17 protein-coding genes are annotated in these 21441 nt (G+C 69.9%); 3 read left to right on the top strand and 14 right to left on the bottom strand.

Annotated features, from left to right (window positions below; all coding sequences use genetic code 11):
• Window positions 1-7: 7 nt before the first annotated feature.
• Window positions 8-2167: a DEAD/DEAH box helicase gene (locus AB0H78_RS23365; RefSeq protein ID WP_363236462.1), complete on the bottom strand. Its 2160-nt coding sequence runs from the start codon at window positions 2165-2167 to the stop codon at window positions 8-10.
• 272 nt (window positions 2168-2439) lie between these two features.
• Between AB0H78_RS23365 and AB0H78_RS23360 the strand changes: the two genes are divergently transcribed.
• Window positions 2440-3075 (top strand): hypothetical protein, encoded by a 636-nt coding sequence (locus AB0H78_RS23360; protein WP_363236461.1) that lies wholly within the window; start codon window positions 2440-2442, stop codon window positions 3073-3075.
• Between the two features lie 64 nt (window positions 3076-3139).
• Here AB0H78_RS23360 and AB0H78_RS23355 read toward each other — a convergent pair whose 3' ends face one another.
• The 3 genes from AB0H78_RS23355 to AB0H78_RS23345 form a co-directional block, all read right to left on the bottom strand.
• Window positions 3140-3697 (bottom strand): hypothetical protein, encoded by a 558-nt coding sequence (locus AB0H78_RS23355; RefSeq protein WP_363236460.1) that lies wholly within the window; start codon window positions 3695-3697, stop codon window positions 3140-3142.
• A gap of 97 nt (window positions 3698-3794) precedes the next feature.
• Window positions 3795-4505 carry a ribonuclease HII gene (locus AB0H78_RS23350; protein WP_363236459.1) on the bottom strand — a complete coding sequence of 237 codons (711 nt, stop codon included), beginning with the start codon at window positions 4503-4505 and terminating at the stop codon, window positions 3795-3797.
• A 51-nt stretch (window positions 4506-4556) separates the two neighbouring features.
• Entirely contained in the window at window positions 4557-5183 is a 627-nt protein-coding gene (locus AB0H78_RS23345) for a TetR/AcrR family transcriptional regulator (RefSeq protein ID WP_363236458.1), read from the bottom strand.
• 120 nt (window positions 5184-5303) lie between these two features.
• On the opposite strand from AB0H78_RS23345, the gene AB0H78_RS23340 reads away from it, so the two are divergent.
• Window positions 5304-6860, top strand: coding sequence for an MFS transporter (locus AB0H78_RS23340; RefSeq protein ID WP_363236457.1), 1557 nt, complete (start codon window positions 5304-5306; stop codon window positions 6858-6860).
• A gap of 29 nt (window positions 6861-6889) precedes the next feature.
• On the opposite strand, the gene AB0H78_RS23335 is transcribed toward AB0H78_RS23340, so the two are convergent.
• The 8 genes from AB0H78_RS23335 to nrdR all read right to left on the bottom strand — a co-directional run bounded on the left by AB0H78_RS23335 (window position 6890) and on the right by nrdR (window position 16087).
• Window positions 6890-8434 (bottom strand): DUF4173 domain-containing protein, encoded by a 1545-nt coding sequence (locus tag AB0H78_RS23335; RefSeq protein WP_363236659.1) that lies wholly within the window; start codon window positions 8432-8434, stop codon window positions 6890-6892.
• A gap of 181 nt (window positions 8435-8615) precedes the next feature.
• Window positions 8616-9509, bottom strand: coding sequence for an ADP-ribosylglycohydrolase family protein (locus AB0H78_RS23330; protein WP_363236658.1), 894 nt, complete (start codon window positions 9507-9509; stop codon window positions 8616-8618).
• Between the two features lie 15 nt (window positions 9510-9524).
• Window positions 9525-10184: a histidine phosphatase family protein gene (locus AB0H78_RS23325; protein ID WP_363236456.1), complete on the bottom strand. Its 660-nt coding sequence runs from the start codon at window positions 10182-10184 to the stop codon at window positions 9525-9527.
• A gap of 46 nt (window positions 10185-10230) precedes the next feature.
• Window positions 10231-10836, bottom strand: a complete 606-nt coding sequence (locus AB0H78_RS23320) for a YdbC family protein (protein WP_363236455.1) — start codon at window positions 10834-10836, stop codon at window positions 10231-10233.
• A gap of 33 nt (window positions 10837-10869) precedes the next feature.
• On the bottom strand, window positions 10870-11700 hold the full coding sequence (locus tag AB0H78_RS23315; protein ID WP_363236454.1) for an arylamine N-acetyltransferase: 831 nt from the start codon (window positions 11698-11700) through the stop codon (window positions 10870-10872).
• Window positions 11701-11702: 2 nt separating this feature from the next.
• Complete coding sequence (locus tag AB0H78_RS23310) at window positions 11703-12380, bottom strand: DUF6215 domain-containing protein (protein ID WP_363236453.1); 678 nt, start codon at window positions 12378-12380, stop codon at window positions 11703-11705.
• A gap of 178 nt (window positions 12381-12558) precedes the next feature.
• Entirely contained in the window at window positions 12559-15438 is a 2880-nt protein-coding gene (locus AB0H78_RS23305) for a vitamin B12-dependent ribonucleotide reductase (protein ID WP_363236452.1), read from the bottom strand.
• A 136-nt stretch (window positions 15439-15574) separates the two neighbouring features.
• Window positions 15575-16087 carry a transcriptional regulator NrdR gene (nrdR, locus tag AB0H78_RS23300; RefSeq protein ID WP_363236451.1) on the bottom strand — a complete coding sequence of 171 codons (513 nt, stop codon included), beginning with the start codon at window positions 16085-16087 and terminating at the stop codon, window positions 15575-15577.
• Between the two features lie 515 nt (window positions 16088-16602).
• Between nrdR and lexA the strand changes: the two genes are divergently transcribed.
• Entirely contained in the window at window positions 16603-17394 is a 792-nt protein-coding gene (gene lexA, locus AB0H78_RS23295; RefSeq protein WP_363236450.1) for a transcriptional repressor LexA, read from the top strand.
• Window positions 17395-17490: 96 nt separating this feature from the next.
• Here the strand turns inward: lexA and AB0H78_RS23290 are convergent, their stop codons facing one another.
• Entirely contained in the window at window positions 17491-19503 is a 2013-nt protein-coding gene (locus AB0H78_RS23290) for an ATP-dependent DNA helicase (RefSeq protein ID WP_363236449.1), read from the bottom strand.
• A 38-nt stretch (window positions 19504-19541) separates the two neighbouring features.
• Window positions 19542-21371 (bottom strand): IucA/IucC family siderophore biosynthesis protein, encoded by a 1830-nt coding sequence (locus AB0H78_RS23285; RefSeq protein WP_363236448.1) that lies wholly within the window; start codon window positions 21369-21371, stop codon window positions 19542-19544.
• Window positions 21372-21441: the final 70 nt, after the last annotated feature.

The following is a 21441-nucleotide window of genomic DNA, read 5'->3' as shown; positions in this document are numbered from 1 at the left end:
GCCCCTGCTACCCGGCCTGGGCGAGCACGAGAGGGAGCACCTTCTCGGCGCCGGCCTGGCGCAGGAGGCGGGCGCCGACCGCCAGGGTCCAGCCGGACTCGGTGTAGTCGTCGACCAGCAGGACAGGTCCCGGGGTGGCGGCCAGCGCGGCGGCGAGTTCGTCGGGCACGGTGAAGGAGGCGGCCAAGGACCGCAGGCGCTGGGCGGAGTTGCTGCGGTGGACCGCATACGCCTCGGCCTCCGGAGCGTAGGCAAGGGTGCCGAGGAGCGGGAGCCTGCCGACCCGGGCCAGCCCGGTGGCCAGCGAGGAGACCAGCTGTGGCCGGGTACGCGAAGGCATCGCGACGATGCCGACCGGCCGCGCCATCGCGTCGGACGCCCCGGTAGCCCAGCCGCCCGGCGATCGGGCCCAGTCCGCCACCACCGTCACCACGGCGTTCAGCACATCGTCAGGAGCCGGACCGTCCACGGCCTGCTCCGAGACCAGCGGGCGCAGCCTGTTGCCCCAGCCGATGTCGGACAGCCTGCCCAGCGCCCGCCCCACAGACCCCTGTTGGCCTACGGGAATGCGCCCCTTGAGATCGACGCCGACCGCCGCCATCCCGGTGGGCCACATGCGCCGCGGGTCGATCTCGACCCCAGGCCTGTCCAGCTCGCCGGCCGCCCCCGCGAGGGCGCCGGAGGAGACAGCGGGATCGAGCCAGGGCCCGGCGCAGGTGTCGCAGCGACCGCAGGGGGCCGCCTTCTCGTCGTCGAGCTGGCGCTGCAGGAACTCCATCCGGCATCCCGTGGTCGACACGTAGTCCCGCATGGCCTGCTGCTCGGCCTGCCGCTGGCGCGCCACCCAGGCGTACCGCTCCGCGTCGTAGGTCCACGGCTGCCCGGTGGCGGTCCAGCCGCCCTTCACGCGCTTGACCGCCCCGTCCACGTCCAGGACCTTGAGCATCGATTCGAGACGCGAGCGCCGAAGATCCACCAAGGGCTCCAGTGCGGGCAGCGACAGAGCGCGCCCCGCGCTTTCGAGGGCCGCCAGCGTGCGCCGTACCTGCTCCTCGGGCGGGAAGCCCACCGAGGCGAAGTACGCCCAGATCGCCTCGTCCTCCCTGCCGGGCAGCAGCAGCACATCCGCGTGGTCCACACCACGCCCCGCACGGCCCACCTGCTGGTAGTACGCGATCGGCGACGAGGGCGAGCCCATGTGCACCACGAACCCCAGGTCCGGCTTGTCGAATCCCATGCCCAGCGCCGAGGTCGCCACCAGCGCCTTCACGCGGTTCGCCAGCAGATCCTCCTCCGCCTGCAGCCGGTCCGCGTTCTCCGTCTTGCCCGTGTACGAGGCGACCGGATAGCCCCGCTGCCGCAGGTACGCCGCGACCTCCTCGGCGGCCGCCACCGTCAGGGTGTAGATGATCCCCGAGCCCTGCAGATCCCCCAGCCGCTCCCCCAGCCAGGCCAGCCGGTGCGCCGCGTCCGGCAGTTGCAGCACGCCGAGCCGCAGGCTCTCCCGGTCCAGCGGTCCCCGCAGAACGAGCGCCTCGCCGCCTCCGGTGCCCAGCTGTTCCGCCACGTCCGCGGTCACCCGTGCGTTCGCGGTCGCGGTCGTGGCCAGCACCGGCACACCCGCGGGCAGCTCGGCCAGCATCGTGCGCAGCCGCCGGTAGTCGGGACGGAAGTCGTGCCCCCAGTCGGAGATGCAGTGCGCCTCGTCGACCACCAGCAGACCTGCCGTCGCCGCCAGCTGGGGCAGCACGGTGTCACGGAAATCGGGCGAGTTCAGCCGCTCGGGACTCACCAGCAGGACGTCCACGGTCCCCGCGGCGACCTCCGCCCTGACCGCGTCCCACTCCTCCGGGTTCGCCGAGTTGATGGTCCGCGCGGCGATCCCCGCCCGCGCGGCCGACTCGACCTGGTTGCGCATCAGTGCCAGCAGCGGCGAAATGATCACCGTCGGACCTGCGCCCCGCTGCCGCAGCAGGGAGGTGGCGACGAAGTAGACCGCCGACTTCCCCCAGCCCGTACGCTGCACGACCAGCGCGCGCCGGTGCCCCACCACCAGGGCCTCGATCGCCTGCCACTGATCCTCACGGAGCCGCGCCGCACCGTCCGCGCCCCCCACCAGACGGGCCAGCACAGCATCTGCCTCGGCACGCAATTCCACGTCGCTCATGACCCCATGCAACCTCACGGCACTGACATCACGCGAACTCGCCGACACGACCGCAGGCGTCGCCCGGGGTACGTCTGGGCAGGGATATGAGTGCGATACCTACAGATTCCAGTCAGCATCGCCAATTGCTCGTTGCCGCCTGCCCGTACGCCAGGAAGAATTGGGCACGCTCCCCGCACGGCTCGCGTGTGGTCCGCAAGGGCTGTGCCGCGGTGCGCCCTCACCCGACCCTGCCCGCATCCCACCGCGGGCGCGTACGCGAAGGGAGGACCGTGACCTTCGGATTCGTTCCGACCGCCGCACCGACCACTTCCTCGACGTCTTTGTCCGCCGCCGACTCCGTCAACCGCCTGGGCAGGCTGCTCGAACCCTCCGAGTGGTCCGCGGCGGGAATCCCTCTGCTGCGCAATCCCCGTGAGGTCGTCAGCGGCCTGCATTCCCGCCACCGGCCGTCGCCGGCGACCGCTGTCGTCGCCGTGCTCGATCACGAGGAACGGCTCACGGCCAGCGCCTCGTTCCCCCGCCGTTCCGCCCCCGCCGACGGCTGGGAGTTCCGCAACGCCCTCCTGGCCCACCTGCGCCGGGTCATCCCGCACGACCTCCGCCGCCGCACTCCTGTGCGTACGGCCGTCCTGCTCTACTGCCGCGAAGGCGACGAGCGGTGGACCGAGGAGGACGGAGCCTGGATGTGGGGACTGCGGGACGCCTGCACCCTGCACGGGCTGCGCTGCGGCGCGTACATCACGCTGACGCGGGGCGGCTGGCAGGTGCTGGGCGAGGGACGCGGCGGCCGCCGTCCCAACTCGCTGTCCAGGCCCGCCGATCTCGCGGACGCCGCGGCCGACTCCGGGGCGGCACCGCTGCGTTCGGGTGCGGCGACGGCACTGCGGCGCGTGGCAGCGCGCTGACCGCACCGCCCGGCCCCTCCCCCGCAGGAGGAAGAGCCGGGCGTACGAGCGTGTGGTGCGGTGCTCAGACTCCGGCGCCGAGCACGGCGTTGACCCGCTGGGGGTCGCCGCACACGATCAGCAGCGCCCCTGCGCGCGCCATCGCCGCGGGCAGCGCCCGCACCGTGGCGTCGTCGGTGCCGCCGTTGACCGCGACGATCACCACGGGCCGGGTCGCGGCACGCTCCGCGACAGCGGCGTCCGCGTAGAACACGTCGTCGCGGGCATCGTGCTGGGCCCAGTAGGCGGCATCGCCGAAGGACAGCTCGTGCGCCGCCCACGGGTGCTGCTCACCGGTGGTCAGCACCAGGACGTCGCCCGGCGCCCGGCCGGAGTCGAGCAGCATGTCGACTGCTTCCTCCGCGGCGTCGAGCGCACCGTCCAGCGGCGCGGGAATCAACTGGATCTGCGGCACGGAGCGACTCTCCGTGCGCTCGGCAGGCCTGGCGGGCGGAGGCCCGGGACGAGCGGAACGCGGACCGGGTACGGGACGAGGGGTCGGTGTCGGGCGGCCGGCGGCCGGAGCGACGCGGGGACCCTGGGCACTCACGTGAATCTGAGGCTCCTCGGAGCTGAGAGGCATGGATGGATGTCTATCAAATGCCGGTGCGGAACACATCGGCGGGTAGGTACATCAGTGCGATCGATACGGAAAAGTTCCCCGCCGATCCACCGAAAGTTCAGAAGTCGAAGCCGAGTTGGCCCCCGCTTTCCAGCGCGACGGCCTCCGCCGACGGACGGATCTTCTTCAGGTGGCGCCACTGGGGCAGCGCGTCCAGATAGGACCAGGACATCCGGTGGTGAGCGGTGGGCCCCCGCTCCGCCAGCGCGGCCTGGTGCACGGGCGAGGGGTAGCCCGCGTTGGCGGCGAAGCCGAAGCCCGCGCACTCCTCGGATTCCGCCTCGAGCTCGGCCATCATCGCGTCCCTGCGGACCTTGGCGATGACGGAGGCGGCCGCGACCGCGATGCAGGACTGGTCGCCCTTGATCACCGTACGGACATGCCAGGGCAGCCCGAGGTAGTCGTGCTTCCCGTCGAGGATCACGGCGTCCGGACGCACCGGCAGCGCCTCCAGCGCGCGTACGGCGGCGAGCCGCAGCGCAGCGGTCATCCCCAGATCGTCGATCTCCTCCGGAGAGGAGTGCCCCAGGGCGTGCGAAGTGACCCAGCCTTCGAGCTCCGGGGCCAGTTCGGTCCGGCGTTTGGGGCTGAGCAGCTTGGAGTCGGTGAGACCGGCGGGCGGCCGGCGCAGGCCGGTGACGGCGGCGCAGACGGTGACGGGTCCGGCCCAGGCTCCGCGCCCGACCTCGTCGACACCTGCGACGGTCCTGGCGCCGGTGGTCGCGCGCAGCGAGCGCTCGACGGCGTGTGTGGGTGGTTCGTACGGCATGGCGCCAGACAGGGTACGCCGCCTGACGGCGCCCGCGACACCCCCGGGTCCTCAGCGCGGGTGCCGGACCAGCAGCGGCACCATCACCTGGTCGATCATCCGGGCGATGTCACCGTCCTCCCATTCGCTCGCGCACACCTTGGAGCGGTACATCATCAGCCCCGGGATCACGTCGAAGATCAGATCCCCGGTCGCCTCGGGGCGTACGTCTCCCCGCTCGATCCCGCGGTACACGACGTCCTTGAAGAGCCGGGTGGACGGCTCGATCACATGCTGCAGGATCACCTCCTGGAAGCGCACCGCTGTCACGTTGTCGCACTCGTGAAGGACGGCGCGCAGCGCAAATCCGGGCCTGGAGAACATCGCGTCCCGGAGCCGCCGGCACAGCTGATAGAGATCCTCGCGAATGCTCCCGAAGTCGTCCGCCTCGTCGAGGTCGGGCAGTGCGGCCTGGAGGGCGTCGGCGACCAGGTCCTCCTTGGACGGCCACCGGCGGTAGACCGCGGCCTTTCCGGTCTGCGCTACGGCCGCGACCCCCTCCATCGTGAGGCCGCTCCAGCCGACCGTGCTCAGCTGCTCGAGTGCCGCTTCGAGGATGGCCCGTTCCAGCACGGGCCCCCGGCGGCGCAGCGAGACCTGATGCGCCGCGGGGACGGCGGACCAGCGCGAAGTAACCATCTTCAACTCTCCATCGGGGACAGGACTTTAGTGAACGCTTGCGTTCACTGGCGGGGACTCTCTACCGTTGACGTCACAGTGAACGGCTGCGTTCACTAACTCTCTTGTGGGGGACCCATAGTGACAACCTCTCAGTTGACTGCTCCACAGAAGGCGGGTGCGGCACGCAGGCCCGGCAAGCCGGGAATCGCTCTCGCCGTCATCGCCGCCCTGCAACTCATGGTGGTCCTCGACACCACGATTGTGAATATCGCGCTCCCGCACATCCAGGGTGCACTGGACTTCACCACGACCCAACTCTCCTGGGTCGTCAACGCCTACACCCTCACCTTCGGCGGGCTGCTGCTGCTCGGCGGCCGTGCGGGCGACATCCTCGGCCGCAGGCGCGTCTTCGTCTTCGGCGTCCTGCTCTTCACCTTCGCCTCGCTGATCTGCGGCATAGCCCAGGAGCCGTGGCAGATACTCCTGGCCCGGGCGCTCCAGGGCGTCGGCGGCGCCATCGCCTCACCCACCGCGCTGGCCCTGATCACCACGACGTTCCCCGAAGGCCCCGAGCGCAACCGCGCGTTCGGCATCTTCGCCGGTGTCTCCGCAGGCGGTTCGGCGATCGGCCTGCTGGCCGGCGGTGTGCTCGTCCAGTGGCTGTCCTGGCGCTGGGTCTTCTACGTCAACCTGCCCATCGGCATCGCGATCGCCCTGCTCGCCCCGATGTTCATCAATGAATCCGAGCGCCACCGAGGCAAGTTCGACCTCCCCGGCGCACTCACGTCGACACTCGGAGTCGCCTCGCTGGTCTACGGATTCATCCGCGCATCCGATGCGGGCTGGACGGACGGCCTCACCCTCGGAGCCTTCGCCGCGGCGATCATCCTCCTGCCGAGCTTCATCTTCATCGAGCGCCGGGCGTCCGACCCGATCACGCCCCTGCGGATGTTCGCCGACCGCAACCGCGCCGGCACGTACGCGATCATGATGGGGCTCGCCGCCACCATGTTCGGAATGTTCTATTTCATCGTGCTGTTCGTGCAGAACGTTCTCGGCTATTCGGCGATCAAGTCGGGTGTCGCGTTCCTGCCCGTGACCGCCCTGGTGATGACCGGAGCCGGTCTCGCCACGAAGCTGCTCCCCGTCCTCGGCCCGAAGCCCTTCCTGATCGCCGGTACGTCCTTCTCCGGGCTCGGAATGCTGTGGCTGACCCAGGTCGACCAGGGCAGTTCGTACCTCGGCGGGCTCCTCGGCCCGATGCTCTGCTTCGGCTTCGGCATGGGCATGATCTTCGTTACGGCGACACTGACCGCCGTCTCGGGCGTCGCCCAGCACGAGTCGGGTGCGGCCTCCAGCCTGCTCAACGCCATGCAGATGGTGGGCGGTTCGCTGGGACTCTCCATCCTGGTCACCGTGTTCGGCACGGCCAGCCGCAACGAGGCGACCCGGCAGATGCCGGACTTCCTCGCCAAGTCCACACCGCAGGAGAAGGCGCAGCTCGCCAAGACCCACCAGCTGCCTGGCAGTTGGGGCCACACGGTGCTCGCCGAGGGGATCTCGACGGCCTTCTGGGCCGGGGTCGGTCTGGTCTCGGTCGCGATTCTGGTCGCCATTTTCGTCATCCGCGTACGCAAGAGCGACCTGGAAGCGCTCAGCGGTACGGCAGCGGCCGGCGGAGGTGGCGCGGTCTGAGTGCGGTCTGAGTGCCGTGGGGTGCGCGGTCAGTACGCGCCGAGACCGACGCGCCCCACGCCGTCCGCTTCCAGCCCCAGCCGCTCGCAGGCCGCCCGGTCGACATCGACGGGCCGCCCGCGCAGCACGTCCCGGGCCCTGGACTCGGCAAGGCTGGTCGCGTACCAGGGCTTGTCGGTCCCGCCCCTGCCGTCGAAGCCCAGCCGATCGGCGATGCCCGCCAGCGCGCAGGAGCGCTCCGGCTCGGGGAGGGTGTCGAGCGCGGGCACCGCGTCGGCCGACAGGTCCTGGAAGTAGTTGATGTCGATCTTCCCGGTGTCCTGGTACCGCCGGACGTTCTGCTCGGCGACCAGGCCGTCGGGCGACACCAGCCCGAACACCAGCACCGCCAGCGCGCCACTGGCGGCCACAGCGCGCGGCAGCCACCGCACGCCCCACACCCCGGCGGCCATGATCAGCACGATCACCAGCCCGAGCCACAGCTCCATCGCCGCGACCGAGATCCTGAGCCTGGTCAGGCCGTACGCATCGACGTACAGGTCCATCCTGCGCAGCGCCGAGGCCACCACGACCAGCGTCAGCACGCACAGGGTGCCGAGCACGGACCGCACCAGAGCGCGGTCGCGCGGGGCCCAGCGCAGGGCGAGTGCGATGACCGCGAGGGTGAGGAGAGTGGCCCAGAGGAGCTGCCAGAAACCCTGGCGCGCGTACGCGGCGTAGGTCAGCCCCGTCTCCTTCAGCACCTTGTCGTACCCGCCGAAGAGCACGGCGAGCTGGACGGCGATGAAGGCCGCGAAGAGCAGATCGAGCACGATCAGCGGTACGGCCCACTCGGCGCGCCCGCGTGCGCGGCCGGGCCGTACCTTCATCCGGTCCCAGCGCAGCGGCGCGGCGGCCGTGCGCGCGGCGGCGAGCGCCCCGACGAGGCCGACCAGGAAGAGCAGGGTGCGCCAGGGACCGTCCGCGATCGAGACGTCGGGGACCAGACCGCCGAGGAGATCGGCGAAGGCCGCGTCCGCGCCGGCGAACAGTGCCCCGAAGACGAGCAGCAGCACGGCCGCCACCAGCACGGTGCGCACCACGGGCCCCCAGCGCTCCCGCGTGCCGCCCGACCGCTCGCGCACCCCGCTCCACGCCCAGCCGAACCCTGTCCCGATCGACCCGAGAAGCCCGAGCGGCGCGAACAGCACCCCCGGCCAGGAGCGGCTGCCGTGCAGTGCGAGCGAGCCGAGGGCGATCGCGGAGACGACGGCCAGGAAGATCGGCCAGCCCGCGTCGCGCAGCGCGGGGATCACCAGCAGCGCGGGTCCCCCGAGTGCCCAGAGCACGGTCCAGGGGCGCAGCCTCCGCCCGGCGGCCCTGGCGGCGAAGTACGCGCCGAGCGCCGCGGGCACCGCCACGATCAGCAGATTCGGGCCGACCCCCTCGCCGAGCAGCAGCGCGCTGAGCACCGCGGTGGCCAGGACGGACCAGAGCGTCGCGCTCCGTACCGCAGCAGGCGGATCGGGACGTACGTCGACGATCCACTGCGGCGGCTCCGCCGTGTGGTGCGCCCACGCGTGCGGATCGGGCACCGGCACGGCCCGCGCCCTCACCGGCGCGGCATCGTTCAGCTCTGCATCGGACACGGAACCCCCTCCGTCGACGCGCCGGTCATGATCACCGGCGGCGTGGCCGAAAGGCTAGCTCCGGACCGCACGGCTTCCTCCGTACGAAGGGAGCCTGTGGCAGGACCGTGACAACCCCAACGGCGCGTCAGCGCGCGGGAACCCACTCCGGCAGCGCCTCGGTCCGCTCCAGCCACCCGGCCGGCGGCGCACCCGTCTTCCCCGCGGCCGCCACCACCCCGCCGACGATCGCGCAGGTCGTGTCGACATCGCCGCCCACCTGGGCGGTCGTCCAGAAGGCCTGCTCGAAGTCGCCGAGCCCGCGGGCCGCCGACCACAGCGCGAACGGCACGGTGTCGTGGGCGCTGGTGCGACGCCCGCACCCGAGGACCGCGGCGACGGTGCCCGCGTCGTCGTAGTCCAGCATGTCCCTGGCCCGCCGCAGCCCCGCGCCCACGGCGCTGCGCGGCACCAGCGCGATCACGCCGTCGAGCAGCTCGCCCGGCGAGGGCGGCCCCGCGGGATCCGCCGCGAGCGCGGCCGCCGCTGCGACCGCCATGGATCCCATGACGGCTTCACGGTGCTGGTGCGTCGTGTACGCGGAGATCTCGGCCTGGTGGGTGGCCTGCTCGGCGTCACCGGCGTACCAGGCGCCGAGGGGCGCGATCCGCATCGCGGCTCCGTTGCCCCAGGAACCCTGTCCGTTGAAGAGCGCACTGGACAGCTCACGCCAGTCACCGCCCTCCCTGACGAGGCGGAGCATCCGGTTGACCGCGGGCCCGTAGCCCCGGTCGAAATCATGGTGCTCGGCGAAGGACGCGGCCAGCGCGTCCTGGTCGATCCGGCCGTACGAACCCAGCACGGCCAGCACGGAGGCCGCCATCTCGGTGTCGTCGGTCCACTGCCAGGGCCCGGGCGGCAGCTCGCGCCGGCCCAGCAGGGGGTAGTTGTCGGGGACGAAGAACTGGGAGCCCAGTGCGTCTCCCACGGACAGCCCACGCAGGCTGGCCGCAGCACGTTCAAAAGCGGAATCGGCGGTCATCATCGCGCATCCACTCTATCCGGTGACCCCGTACGGCTCCGGGGTGCGCCAGCGTTCGAACGGCCGGTCCATCGTGTACCGCCCGTCCTCCCCCAGCAGCAGAACCCTGGTCTCCGCGTTCCCCGGATTGGACAGGCACTCGAAATCGGCGACCGACCAGTGGAACCAGCGCATGCAGAAGAGCCGCATGGTCAGCCCGTGCGTCACGAGCAGCACGTTGGGCGGGTGATCGGGCGCCTCGAAGCTCCGGTACAGACTCTCCAGGAAGGCCCCCACGCGGTCATAGACGTCGGCCCCCGACTCCCCTTGCGCGAACCGGTAGAAGAAATGCCCGTAGGCGTCCCGATAGGCCTTTTGAAGTCGAACGTCGTCCCGGTCCTGCCAGTTCCCCCAGTCCTGCTCGCGCAGCCGTGGCTCCTCGCGGATCCGTACCTGCGCGGGATCGAGACCGAAGGCCCGGAAGGTCTCATGGGTGCGCCGGTAGGGCGAGACATACGTACTGATCTGCTCGTCCCCGAACAGCTCGCGCAGCCGCACACCCGTCTCCTCGGCCTGCCGCCGCCCGGTCTCGGTCAGCTTCAGCGCATGGTCGGGTTCGCGTTCGTACACCGTGTCATCGGCGTTCCCTTCCGACTCCCCGTGCCGGACGAGAACGATGCGTCGTGGTCGTGCCATGCCAAAACCCTAGATCGAACGGTCACGGCCCGCTGCGCCGGGCCGCTCACACGGTCCACGACGGCTCCAGCTGTACGACGTCGCCCGCCAGCGCCGCCACGTCCGCATCGGTCTGGGCGCGCACCGAGAGGCGCTCCACCCGCTCGGGCCGGTACTTGCCCCGCTCGGCGGCCGACTGCCACATGGAGAGCACCAGGAATTCGTGCCCCGGCGCCTCGCCGAACACCCCGCGCAGCATTCCGGGCGAGCCCGCCATCGCCGGATTCCAGACCTTCGCCTGCTGCAGCGCGAAATGCTCGACGCGGTCCGCGTGCACCCGGCAGTGCGCGAGCCGCACCACGTCCGCGTCGGTGAACCGCGGCTCGAATCCCGTCTTCACATCGAAGCGGTGCTCGAAGAGCTTGACCTGGATGTCCTTGTACGTTCCCGACTGGCCGGCGGCGAGCCGGTCGTGCGAGCGCGCCATGAAGGAGTCGTAGAAGGGCCGGCTCTCCCAGAAGGCGAAGACATGCGCCACCCCCGGCCGTCCCCGGCTCCATCCGCCGCCCTGCCCCCGGAAGCCCGGCTCGCCGAGCAGCCCCGCCCACTTCCGCTGTCCCCGTTCGAACCCCCGGGGGTCCGTCACGGTGCAGCGAATCCACTTGACCAGCACCGCGCCATCGTACGGCGCGATACGTGGCGCCGGTCACACTCCGGCGGAGTACACCCGTACCAGCTCGGCAGAATCCTCCGGACCCAGCTCAATACCGAACACAGACTGAAGAATCCCGGGCAAATCCCTTACTGAAACGGTCCGTTGATCGCTGGATCCCTCCGCGCGTACGACAGTCAGCTCATCCCTCACCAGGGTGACGCGCTCCCCCGGGAGATGCCGCTGCGCCACGATCTGCCCCACGAACTTCGAGAGCGGATGGGTCGAGCTGTAGTGGTTCATGACGGTGAAGTCGGCCGGATACAGGGCCTGCGGCGCGAAGGCGTACAGATCCTTCCACCCCTCGGGCCGCAGCGACTTCAGTACGGTGATCCCCTCGTCCTCCCGCCCGATCCCGAAGGTCCAGCCGCCCTGCTCGACCCGCACACTGTCGCGCAGGGCCACGGGCTCCAGCACGCCCTGGGCCCCGAACCCCGCGTCGACGAGCCACTGTTCGCCCTCGACGGCGACCACGAGCAGCGCGTGCGTCACCGGAAGCCTTCCGGGCCCGCGGGTGCGATTGCGGGCACCGCGCGCCGACACCGCGAACCCGAGCCGCTCGAGCACCGCCGCGAGAAGCGAGTTCTGCTCGTAGCAGTAACCGCCGCGCCGCTGCCGCACGAGCTTGTCCTGCAGCGACTTCATGTCGAGCGGGACGTTCCGCCCGAGCGCCACATCGAGATTCTCGAAGGGAATCGCCGCCACATGCGCCCGGTGCAGCGCCCGGAGCGTCGCCACGGTGGGCGCCGTGCCACCCTGATGACCGATCCGGGCGAAGTACGCCTCGAGATCGACCTGTTCACCGCCCCACATGGGCTCGCTCATGGTCACGCGGCCCACCCCGGGACGGCCGGCAGTACCCGCTCGGCGAGACCGATCAGGGTCGTGTGATCGGGGGTCACGTTGTCCTGACGGTAGATGTCGATCTCGTAGTAACCGCCGCCGTCCTTCACGTCCTTGGCGATCAGCAGACACCAGGCGACACCGCCGGCCCCGGTCTCGGCCTTGTCGCTGCCGCCGCCGAGATTGAACCTGATGGAGATGGTCCGGTCCATGTAGAGGACTGCCGGGTGCCCCAGAACCGTTTTCTTCTGCGCGCTCGCACCCACCAGATCCGCGAAGTCGGATACCCCGAGCCGGTCGTAGGTCGCCGAGAGCTTGACGGTGTATTCCTCGATGTCGACGGTCGCCTCGGGCGTGACCGTCTTGATCCCGCCGATGGCCGACTCGCTCGCGCTGCCCGAGGCGCTCTCCACCTCACTGCCCGGCGCACCGAGGAGCGTCGGAAGATCCGGCCGGTTCAGTGCCTTGCAGAGATCACCCCCGGACACCTGTCCCCGCAAGACCTTCTCGTGCGAACTCGAGCAGACGGCCGGACCGCTGTGCGCGGTCCCCTGGTCGTCGAACCGGGTCTGCAACCACAGAGCGCCCGCGATGGCACCGAGCACCGCCACCGCCGCGAACGCCTGGAGCGCCGCCTTCTTGCCGCTTATGTCTTCGGCCAAACCGTCTGTCATGCTCCCCGCCCTGCCCCGCGCACCGAATGTGCGTGAAAGGAGGGTATCCGGTGCCCATTTGGTGGAGGCCCGTGGCCCGGAGAAGCCGAAGGGCGGTGGGTCCGGAATTCCGGACCCACCGCCCTGTGCGGCTACTTCACCTCAGACGCGTCGTACGCGACCGCGATCAGCTGCAGCCACTGGTCGAGCCGCAGCCCTCGCAGAGGTAGCAGCTGCCGGCGCGGCGCATCTTCGTACCGCAGGAGAGGCAGAGCGGTGCGTCGGCGCTCATTCCGAGCTGGATCTCCATCAGTTCGGTGGAGTTGTGCGCCTCCCGGGGAGCCGGCTTGGCGGCCTCCGGCTCCTGCGCCTTGGCGGCGGGTGCGGCCTTCGGAGCCTCCGTCTGGCGGGGTGCGGACTGCGAGAGTCCCTCGACGTCCATCTCCTCGTCGCTCGGCTCGTACGAACCGGTGTCGAGGTGGCGCTGACGCTCCGAGGCGGAGTGGATGCCGAGCGCCGAACGGGTCTCGAAGGGCAGGAAGTCCAGCGCCAGGCGGCGGAAGATGTAGTCGACGATCGACTGCGCCATCCGTACGTCCGGGTCGTCCGTCATACCGGCCGGCTCGAAGCGCATGTTGGTGAACTTCGAGACGTAGGTCTCCAGCGGAACGCCGTACTGCATACCGACCGAGACGGCGATCGAGAAGGCGTCCATCATGCCCGCGAGGGTCGAACCCTGCTTGGACATCTTCAGGAAGACCTCGCCCAGGCCGTCGTCCGGGTAGGAGTTGGCGGTCATGTAACCCTCGGCGCCGCCCACCGTGAAGGAGGTGGTGATGCCGGGACGGCCCTTGGGCAGACGCTTGCGGACCGGGCGGTACTCGATGACCTTCTCGGCCTTCGGCGCCGCCGTCTCCTCGGGCTTCTTGTCCTTGGTCTTGGCCGAGAGGGGCTGGCCGACCTTGGAGTTCTCGACGTAGACGGCGAGCGCCTTGGTGCCGAGCTTCCAGCCCTGGAGGTAGATCTCCTCGACGTCCTCGACCGTGGAGCTCGCGGGCATGTTCACGGTCTTGGAGATCGCGCCGGACAGGAACGGCTGGGCGGCCGCCATCATCCGTACGTGACCCATGGGCGCGATGGAACGCTCGCCCATGGCGCAGTCGAAGACCTCGTAGTGCTCGTCCTTGAGGGCCGGGGCGCCGACGACATTGCCGTGCTCGGCGATGTGGGCGACGATCGCCTCGACCTGCTCCGGCTGGTAGCCGAGGCGCTTGAGGGCCTTGGGGACCGTGTTGTTCACGATCTGCATCGAGCCGCCGCCGACGAGCTTCTTGAACTTGACCAGGGCCAGGTCAGGCTCGACGCCCGTGGTGTCGCAGTCCATCATCAGGCCGATGGTGCCGGTCGGCGCGAGCACGGAGGCCTGCGCGTTGCGGAAACCGTTCTTCTCGCCGAGCCGGATGACGTCCTGCCAGGCCTCGGTCGCCGCGGCCCAGACCGGGTTGTCGAGGTCGTCCATGCGCTTGGCGGAGGTGTTGGCGTCCGCGTGCTGCTTCATGACGCGCTTGTGGGCGTCGGCGTTGCGGGCGTAGCCGTCGTACGCACCGACGATCGCGGCCAGCTCGGCGGAGCGCTTGTAGGAGGTGCCGGTCATCAGCGAGGTGATGGCGCCGGCGAGCGCGCGGCCGCCGTCGCTGTCGTACGCGTGACCGGTCGCCATCAGGAGCGCGCCGAGGTTGGCGTAACCGATGCCCAGCTGGCGGAAGGCGCGGGTCGTCTCGCCGATCTTCTCCGTGGGGAAGTCGGCGAAGCAGATGGAGATGTCCATCGCGGTGATGACCAGCTCGACGACCTTGGCGAAGCGCTCGGCGTCGAACGACTGGTTGCCCTGGTCGTCGTCGCGCAGGAACTTCATCAGGTTCAGCGAGGCGAGGTTGCAGGACGAGTTGTCCAGGTGCATGTACTCGCTGCACGGGTTGGACGCGGTGATCCGGCCCGTCTCGGGCGAGGTGTGCCACCGGTTGATGATGTCGTCGTACTGGATACCGGGGTCGGCACAGACGTGCGCGGCCTCGGCCATCTTGCGGAAGAGCGACTTGGCGTCGACCTCCTCGATGACCTCACCGGTCATGCGCGAGCGCAGACCGAACTTCGCGCCGGACTCGACGGCGTTCATGAACTCGTCGTTCACACGGACCGAGTTGTTGGCGTTCTGGTACTGGACCGACGTGATGTCGTCCCCGCCCAGGTCCATGTCGAAGCCCGCGTCGCGCAGGGCGCGGATCTTCTCCTCCTCCTTCACCTTGGTCTCGATGAAGGCCTCGACGTCCGGGTGGTCCACGTCCAGGACGACCATCTTGGCCGCGCGGCGCGTGGCGCCGCCCGACTTGATCGTTCCGGCGGACGCGTCGGCGCCGCGCATGAAGGAGACCGGACCCGAGGCGTTGCCGCCGGAGGACAGGAGCTCCTTGGAGGAGCGGATGCGGGAGAGGTTCAGGCCGGCGCCCGAGCCGCCCTTGAAGATCATCCCCTCTTCCTTGTACCAGTCGAGGATGGACTCCATGGAGTCGTCGACGGAAAGGATGAAGCAGGCGCTGACCTGCTGCGGCTGCGCGGTGCCGACGTTGAACCAGACCGGCGAGTTGAAGCTGAAGACCTGGTGCAGCAGCGCGTAGGTCAGCTCGTGGTCGAAGAGCTCGGCGTCCGCCGGGGAGGCGAAGTAACCGTTCTCCTCGCCGGCCTTGCGGTAGGTCTTCACCACACGGTCGATGAGCTGCTTGAGGCTGCTCTCGCGGTTGTCCGCGCCGACCGCTCCGCGGAAGTACTTGCTGGTGACGATGTTGACCGCGTTCACCGACCAGGAGTCGGGGAACTCGACGCCACGCTGCTCGAAGTTGATCGAGCCGTCGCGCCAATTGGTCATGACGACGTCACGGCGCGCCCACGTCACCTCGTCGTACGGATGCACGCCGGGGGTGGTGTGGATGCGGTCGATGCGCAGACCCTTGCCGCCCTTGGATCCCTTGGCGCGGGAACCTCGTGCGGGGCCGCTCGTCGTCTCGGTCATGCCGCCTCCCATATACGGGCGAAAACGCCCAGAAGTGCCCAGTTCTTCCCGGGGCACGGTGTGTGTCTGTCTGTCTTGTGCCTGAGGTGCAGCCATCAGCACCACAGGCAGGTCTCGCGCTGCCCGACCCTTGGGGTCAGTCGGCAGCAGTGGCGGGCACGGGGACCTCGAGGGTCTCGCCGCACTCGCAGTCAGGAGTGTGGGGCCGTCCTTCACGGAGTTCCGCGATGGCGGCCTCGAAGTCTTCGAGCGAGTTGAACGCCCGGTACACGGACGCGAAGCGCAGGTACGCGACAAGGTCGAGTTCCCGCAGGGGACCGAGTATGGCCAGACCCACGTCGTGAGTGGTCAGCTCGGCACTCCCGGTGGCGCGCAACGCCTCCTCGACCCGCTGGCCGAGCTTGGCGAGGGCGTCCTCGGTGACCGGCCGCCCCTGGCATGCCTTGCGCACACCGGAGATGACCTTCGTACGGCTGAACGGTTCGGTGACCCCGCTGCGCTTGATCACCATCAGCGAGGCGGTCTCCACCGTCGTGAAACGGCGGGTGCAGTCGGGGCACTGGCGGCGTCGGCGGATCGACGTGCCGTCGTCAGTGGTCCGGCTGTCGACAACGCGACTGTCGGGGTGCCTGCAGAAGGGGCAGTGCATGATTCCCAACCCTCCTTCACAGCACGACTGAATGGCTTCAACAGGCCCGCACGGGGCCCTCGAAGCAGCCCCAAGCATAGGCGATGGCCGGGGTCTTGAGGACCACGGACCACTACTTCTGGGTGGCTGGTTCAATCCAACCACTAGATCTGGGGTTTGGCGCGACTTTCGACCACAGCGCGTGTCGCGCGGGTCCGGAACACCAAGGGTCCGCCACGAGGTTACGGGAGACACGCGAGAGGCCGGCGGTCAGGGCCGCCGGACCGCTGGGATGACACACTGGGAAGTCGGCACGGCCCGCCGCGCGGCACACCCCCCGAGGGGTGCGGCTCCAGCGGCGGAGGTTACCGTAATAGGCCGAATTGCCATTCGGTTCGAGCCTCGCTCATACACCCAGGAATACGCACACGTGAAGGTTTCCACGGTTTTTCACTCGAACGTGTGTTTGGCGCAACCTTTCGAAAGCTACTACCGTTGTGCAGCTAGGGAGAGCGAATATCTCGAGAGGGGCCGACGTGACCACGACCGCAGGCAGCGCCACCATCACTGCCCAGAACCGACTCGAGCCGGTGCATGCCATGAATGACGCAGCCACGAACCCTGAATCCACAGGGGGGGCCGTGCCCTCGAGGCCTGCGCGCTCACTGCCCGGCCGACCTCCCGGCATCAGGGCGGACAGCTCCGGTCTCACCGACCGGCAGCGGCGGGTCATCGAAGTGATCCGGGACTCCGTGCAGCGCCGGGGCTATCCGCCGTCGATGCGGGAGATCGGCCAGGCCGTCGGGCTCTCCAGCACATCGTCGGTCGCCCACCAGCTCATGGCACTGGAGCGCAAGGGGTTCCTGCGCCGCGACCCGCACCGCCCCCGGGCGTACGAGGTCCGCGGCTCGGACCAGGCGACCAGCCAGCCCACGGACACCACGGGCAAGCCCGCCGCTTCGTACGTCCCGCTCGTCGGGCGGATCGCGGCCGGTGGCCCGATCCTCGCCGAGGAGTCGGTGGAGGACGTCTTCCCGCTCCCCCGCCAGCTGGTCGGCGACGGCGAGCTGTTCGTACTGAAGGTCGTCGGCGACTCGATGATCGAGGCCGCGATCTGCGACGGCGACTGGGTCACGGTGCGCCGTCAGCCCGTCGCCGAGAACGGCGACATCGTGGCGGCCATGCTGGACGGCGAGGCCACGGTCAAGCGTTTCAAGCGCGAGGACGGCCATGTCTGGCTGCTCCCGCACAACTCCGCGTACCAGCCGATCGCAGGCGACGAGGCCACGATCCTCGGCAAGGTCGTGGCAGTGCTCCGGCGGCTCTGATCCCTCCCCGCCGGTCATGAACCGGGCCCCTGGAATCCACTGCGCCGGTTCCAGGGGCCCTGCTGTGTCCGCTGTCCGCTGTGCGGCGCGTCCGCGCTACTTGCCGTCCGCCTTTGCTGCCGCATCGATCGCGGCCAGCGAGCGGCGGGCCTGGTTGCGGTCCGTGGTGTACCAGAAATCGGGCAGCGAGGCGCGAAGGTAACTGCCGTATCGGGCGTTGGCGAGCCGGGGGTCGAGCACGGCGACGACGCCCTTGTCGCCCATGGCCCGTACGAGTCGGCCCGCACCCTGGGCCATCAGCAGCGCGGAGTGCGTGGCGGCCACGGCCATGAAGCCATTGCCGCCTGCCTCCTCCACCGCCTTCTGGCGGGCGCTCATCAGCGGATCGTCGGGGCGGGGGAACGGGATCCGGTCCATGATCACGAGCTGGCAGCTCGGGCCGGGGACATCCACGCCCTGCCAGAGCGAAAGCGTGCCGAACAGACAGGTCTCCGGATCGGCCGCGAAGTTCTTGATCAGCTCGCCCAGAGTCTCCTCGCCCTGGAGCAGGATCGGCTTGTCGAGCCTGGTGCGGAGCTCTTCGGCGGCCGCCTTGGCTCCGCGCATCGAGGAGAACAGACCGAGGGTGCGGCCGCCGGCCGCCTCGATCAGCTCGGCCAGCTCGTCGACCATGTCCGTACGCGTGCCCTCGCGACCAGGGGTGGCCAGGTGCTTGGCGACGTACAGGATGCCCTGCTTGGGATAGTCGAAGGGCGAGCCGACGTCCAGCCCCTTCCAGACGGGGATGTCCTCCCCCTCCGTGCCCTCGGGGGCCAGGCCCAGCGAGGCGCCGACACCGTTGAAATCGCCGCCGAGCTTGAGGGTGGCGGAGGTGAGGACGACGGAGCGGTCGGTGAAGAGCTTCTCGCGGAGCAGGCCCGACACCGAGAGCGGCGCCACGCGGAGCGAGGCCCCGCTCTGGCGGAATGCGCTTCCACCGCGGTGATCGTTGCGCTCGTACCAGACGACGTCGTACTCGGAGCCCTGGGTGATGCGCTCGGCCACGTCGTGGACGGTCTCGACGGAGGCGAGCGCTTGTTTGCGTACGACGTCCTCGTCCTGGACGGACTTGTCGCGGGTCGAGCCGAGGGCGGAGATGACCGTACGGGACGCGTCGCGCAGCGCCATCAGCGCGTACCCGAGGTCCTCGGGGATCTCTTCCAGGCGGCCGGGGAGAGCGAGCTCCATGACGCGCTCGAAGGTCTCCGAGGCGGTCTGCAGGGCGTCGGCCGCCTTCTCGTTGACGAGCTTGGCGGCCCGGCGCACGGCGCGGTTCACCTGCCCGGGGGTGAGCTCGCCGGTGGCCACTCCGGTCACCCGGGAGACCAGCTCGTGTGCCTCGTCGACGATCAGCACCTCGTGCTGCGGGAGCACCGGCGCGCCTTCGATGGCGTCGATCGCCAGCAGGGCGTGGTTGGTGACGATGACGTCGGCGAGCTTGGCGCGCTCACGGGCCGCCTCGGCGAAGCACTCGGCCCCATAGGCGCATTTCGTGGCGCCCAGGCATTCGCGGGACGAGACGGAGATCTGTCCCCAGGCGCGGTCGGACACCCCGGGGGTGAGGTCGTCCCGGTCGCCGGTCTCGGTCTCGTCGGCCCAGTCACGCATCCGCAGCAGGTCCTGGCCGAGCTTGCTCGACGGGGCGGACGACTCGAACTGCTCGAATTGGTTGAAGAGACCGTCCTCCTCTTCCTGCGGCACACCCTCGTGGAGTCGGTGCAGGCAGAGGTAGTTGGAGCGGCCCTTGAGCATCGCGAACTGGGGCTTGCGGCGGAGCAGGGGCTGCAGCGCGTCGACCGTACGCGGCAGGTCCCGCTCCACGAGCTGACGCTGGAGAGCGAGCGTGGCGGTGGCCACGACCACGCGTCCCCCGTGGGCCAGGGCGGGCACCAGATAGCCGAGGGACTTACCGGTGCCGGTGCCGGCCTGGACCAGCAGATGGGAGCTGTCGTCGACGGCCCCGGCGACGGCCTCGGCCATGGCCGCCTGGCCGGGCCGCTCCGTGCCGCCGACGGCGGTGACGGCGGCGTGCAGAAGCTCGGGAAGGGAGGCATGTGGGGAAGCAGTCATAGCGGGGCCAGCCTACGGTGCGGCACTGACAATCGGGATCACACCTGATGGAGGGGGTTGGCGACGGAGCCGTGGACGGCTGCGTGCGGGCGGTCGGGGCGGTCGCGGTAGCCGTCGAGGTGGAGACGGTTGCGGTTGAGGCTGAGTCGCTCCAGCCGGGGGGTGAGCAGATCGAAGGTCTCGTAGCGGTCCTTCAGTTCGGGGAATCGCGCCTGGTGGCGCAGGATCTCCGCCCGTACGAGCGACCAGAACTCACCCTCCGGGACCCCAAGTTGGTCCTGGCACAACGGTGCGAGGAAGCGGAAGACGCCCACGAAGAGCCCTGAATGGATGAACTGGGTGAGGAAGGACGGGTCCTCCGTGAGCAGGATCCCCCGGACGTCCTCGGGCATGGAGTCGTGCTCGGGCAGCGGCTCCGCGCTGACGTTCACATCGTCGACGAAGTCCTTGATCGCGAGGCGGACGGGGACATCGTGGTCGTCGAAGACGACGATGGCGTTCTCGCCGTGCGGTGAGAAGACGGTGCCGTAGCGGTAGAGGAAGCGCAGCAGCGGGGGCAGCAGGGCGGCGAAGAGGCGGCGCAGCCAGACGGTCGGTTCCAGGCCGGAGCGTTCGACGAGCTCGGCGGTGAAGGCACGTCCCTGGGGGTCGGTGTGGAGCAGGGAGGCGAGTGTGCGGGCGCGTTCGCCGGGGGCGAGGTGGCCCTCCAGTGGCTCGCGCCAGATCGCGCCGAGGAGCTCCCGGTACTGGTACGGGACTTCGGGGAGCTGGTCGTACAGGGGATGTTGGACGGCGACGGACGCGACCTCGCCGAGGAGGATGACGCGGCACTCCTCGCGGAGATAGGCATCGCCGTCGCGGAGGCCCTGGACCCAGGTGGTGACGGCGGGGGCGGCGAGGGTGCGTTCGGTCGGCAGACCGCGCCAGACCAGGGTGTTGAGGATGGAGAGGGGCAGTTTGACGGTGTGGCGGTCCGGGCGGCCGGTGTTGAGGAACGTACGGATGGACTGCTGGGGGATCCGCAGGTCCGTGTCGGCGTGCAGCGGCACGATCTGGTCGTGCGCGACGGCGGGGGCGAAGAGCGGCAGGATCGTCTCGTGCCACTGCCAGGGGTGGACCGGGAGATAGAGGTACCGGTCCGGGTCGAGGCCTCGGGCACGCAGGACGGCGGCGAAGGACGCGCGGGTGGGGGCATCGAGTTCGCGGCTGTAGAGGCGGTCGGGGGTGGAGAGCCCGGGGACCCCGCGGTAGGCGGCGAGCTCGGTGGAGACCGCGATCCAGGGAAGACGTGACGGTCGGCGCGCTTCGGGGGTCCAGCGCGCCGCGTCGGTGGCGGAGAAACCGATGCGGCCCTTGTTGAGGACCAGCCAGGGGTGCCCGGTCTGGTGGCCTTCGAGCTGGGCGTAGCCGAGGTCGGCGAGTTCTGCCACGGCGAGGGCCGTGTGGTCGAGGCGGGCGTCTGCGGCCAGCGTGGTGGTGAGTTCGCGGACGAGGTGGCCCAGGGTCGCTCCGTCCAGGGCGAGGAGACGGCGGGTGCGGACGAGGAACTGCAGAGGGTCGCCGAAGGGCCTCCCCTGCAGCTCGATGGTGTCCGGGTCGATGTGCCAGTGGCCGTAACTGCCGCGGCGGGCACGGAAGGTGAGGACGCTGTCGTCGTCGAGGCGGAAGGTGTGCCGGCCGCTGCCGGCCGGGGTCGGCTCGGGGACGGGCTCGATCAGTTCCTCGTAGGCGAAGGCCCCGAGCATCTTGGCGAGAAGGCGGGCGGCCGCGCGGTCCCAGACCTCACTGTTCAGCTCGGGCGGGGCGAACAGGACGGGGTCCTCCGTGGCTTCCTCTGCGGAGTCAGGGGTGGCAGGGGGTGTGGGCACGGGGACTCCTCGGGGTGGAACCGATTCGGGACGAGCGGTGTATCCAAGGCAGCAGGTCGTTCACATCAAG

Origin of the sequence: Streptomyces sp. NPDC050738, from assembly GCF_040654175.1 — a bacterium.
In the GTDB taxonomy this organism is placed as follows: domain Bacteria; phylum Actinomycetota; class Actinomycetes; order Streptomycetales; family Streptomycetaceae; genus Streptomyces.
Note: the sequence above shows the minus strand (reverse complement) of the source record. Positions and strands in the feature narration are given on the sequence as shown.

Coding starts and splice junctions, on each gene's coding strand:
- AB0H78_RS23365 (WP_363236462.1), bottom strand. CDS start 2,167: ATGAGCGACGTGGAATTGCGTGCCGAGGCAGATGCTGTGCTGGCCCGT.
- AB0H78_RS23355 (WP_363236460.1), bottom strand. CDS start 3,697: ATGCCTCTCAGCTCCGAGGAGCCTCAGATTCACGTGAGTGCCCAGGGT.
- AB0H78_RS23350 (WP_363236459.1), bottom strand. CDS start 4,505: ATGCCGTACGAACCACCCACACACGCCGTCGAGCGCTCGCTGCGCGCG.
- AB0H78_RS23345 (WP_363236458.1), bottom strand. CDS start 5,183: ATGGTTACTTCGCGCTGGTCCGCCGTCCCCGCGGCGCATCAGGTCTCG.
- AB0H78_RS23330 (WP_363236658.1), bottom strand. CDS start 9,509: ATGACCGCCGATTCCGCTTTTGAACGTGCTGCGGCCAGCCTGCGTGGG.
- AB0H78_RS23325 (WP_363236456.1), bottom strand. CDS start 10,184: ATGGCACGACCACGACGCATCGTTCTCGTCCGGCACGGGGAGTCGGAA.
- AB0H78_RS23315 (WP_363236454.1), bottom strand. CDS start 11,700: ATGAGCGAGCCCATGTGGGGCGGTGAACAGGTCGATCTCGAGGCGTAC.
- AB0H78_RS23305 (WP_363236452.1), bottom strand. CDS start 15,438: ATGACCGAGACGACGAGCGGCCCCGCACGAGGTTCCCGCGCCAAGGGA.
- nrdR (WP_363236451.1), bottom strand. CDS start 16,087: ATGCACTGCCCCTTCTGCAGGCACCCCGACAGTCGCGTTGTCGACAGC.
- AB0H78_RS23290 (WP_363236449.1), bottom strand. CDS start 19,503: ATGACTGCTTCCCCACATGCCTCCCTTCCCGAGCTTCTGCACGCCGCC.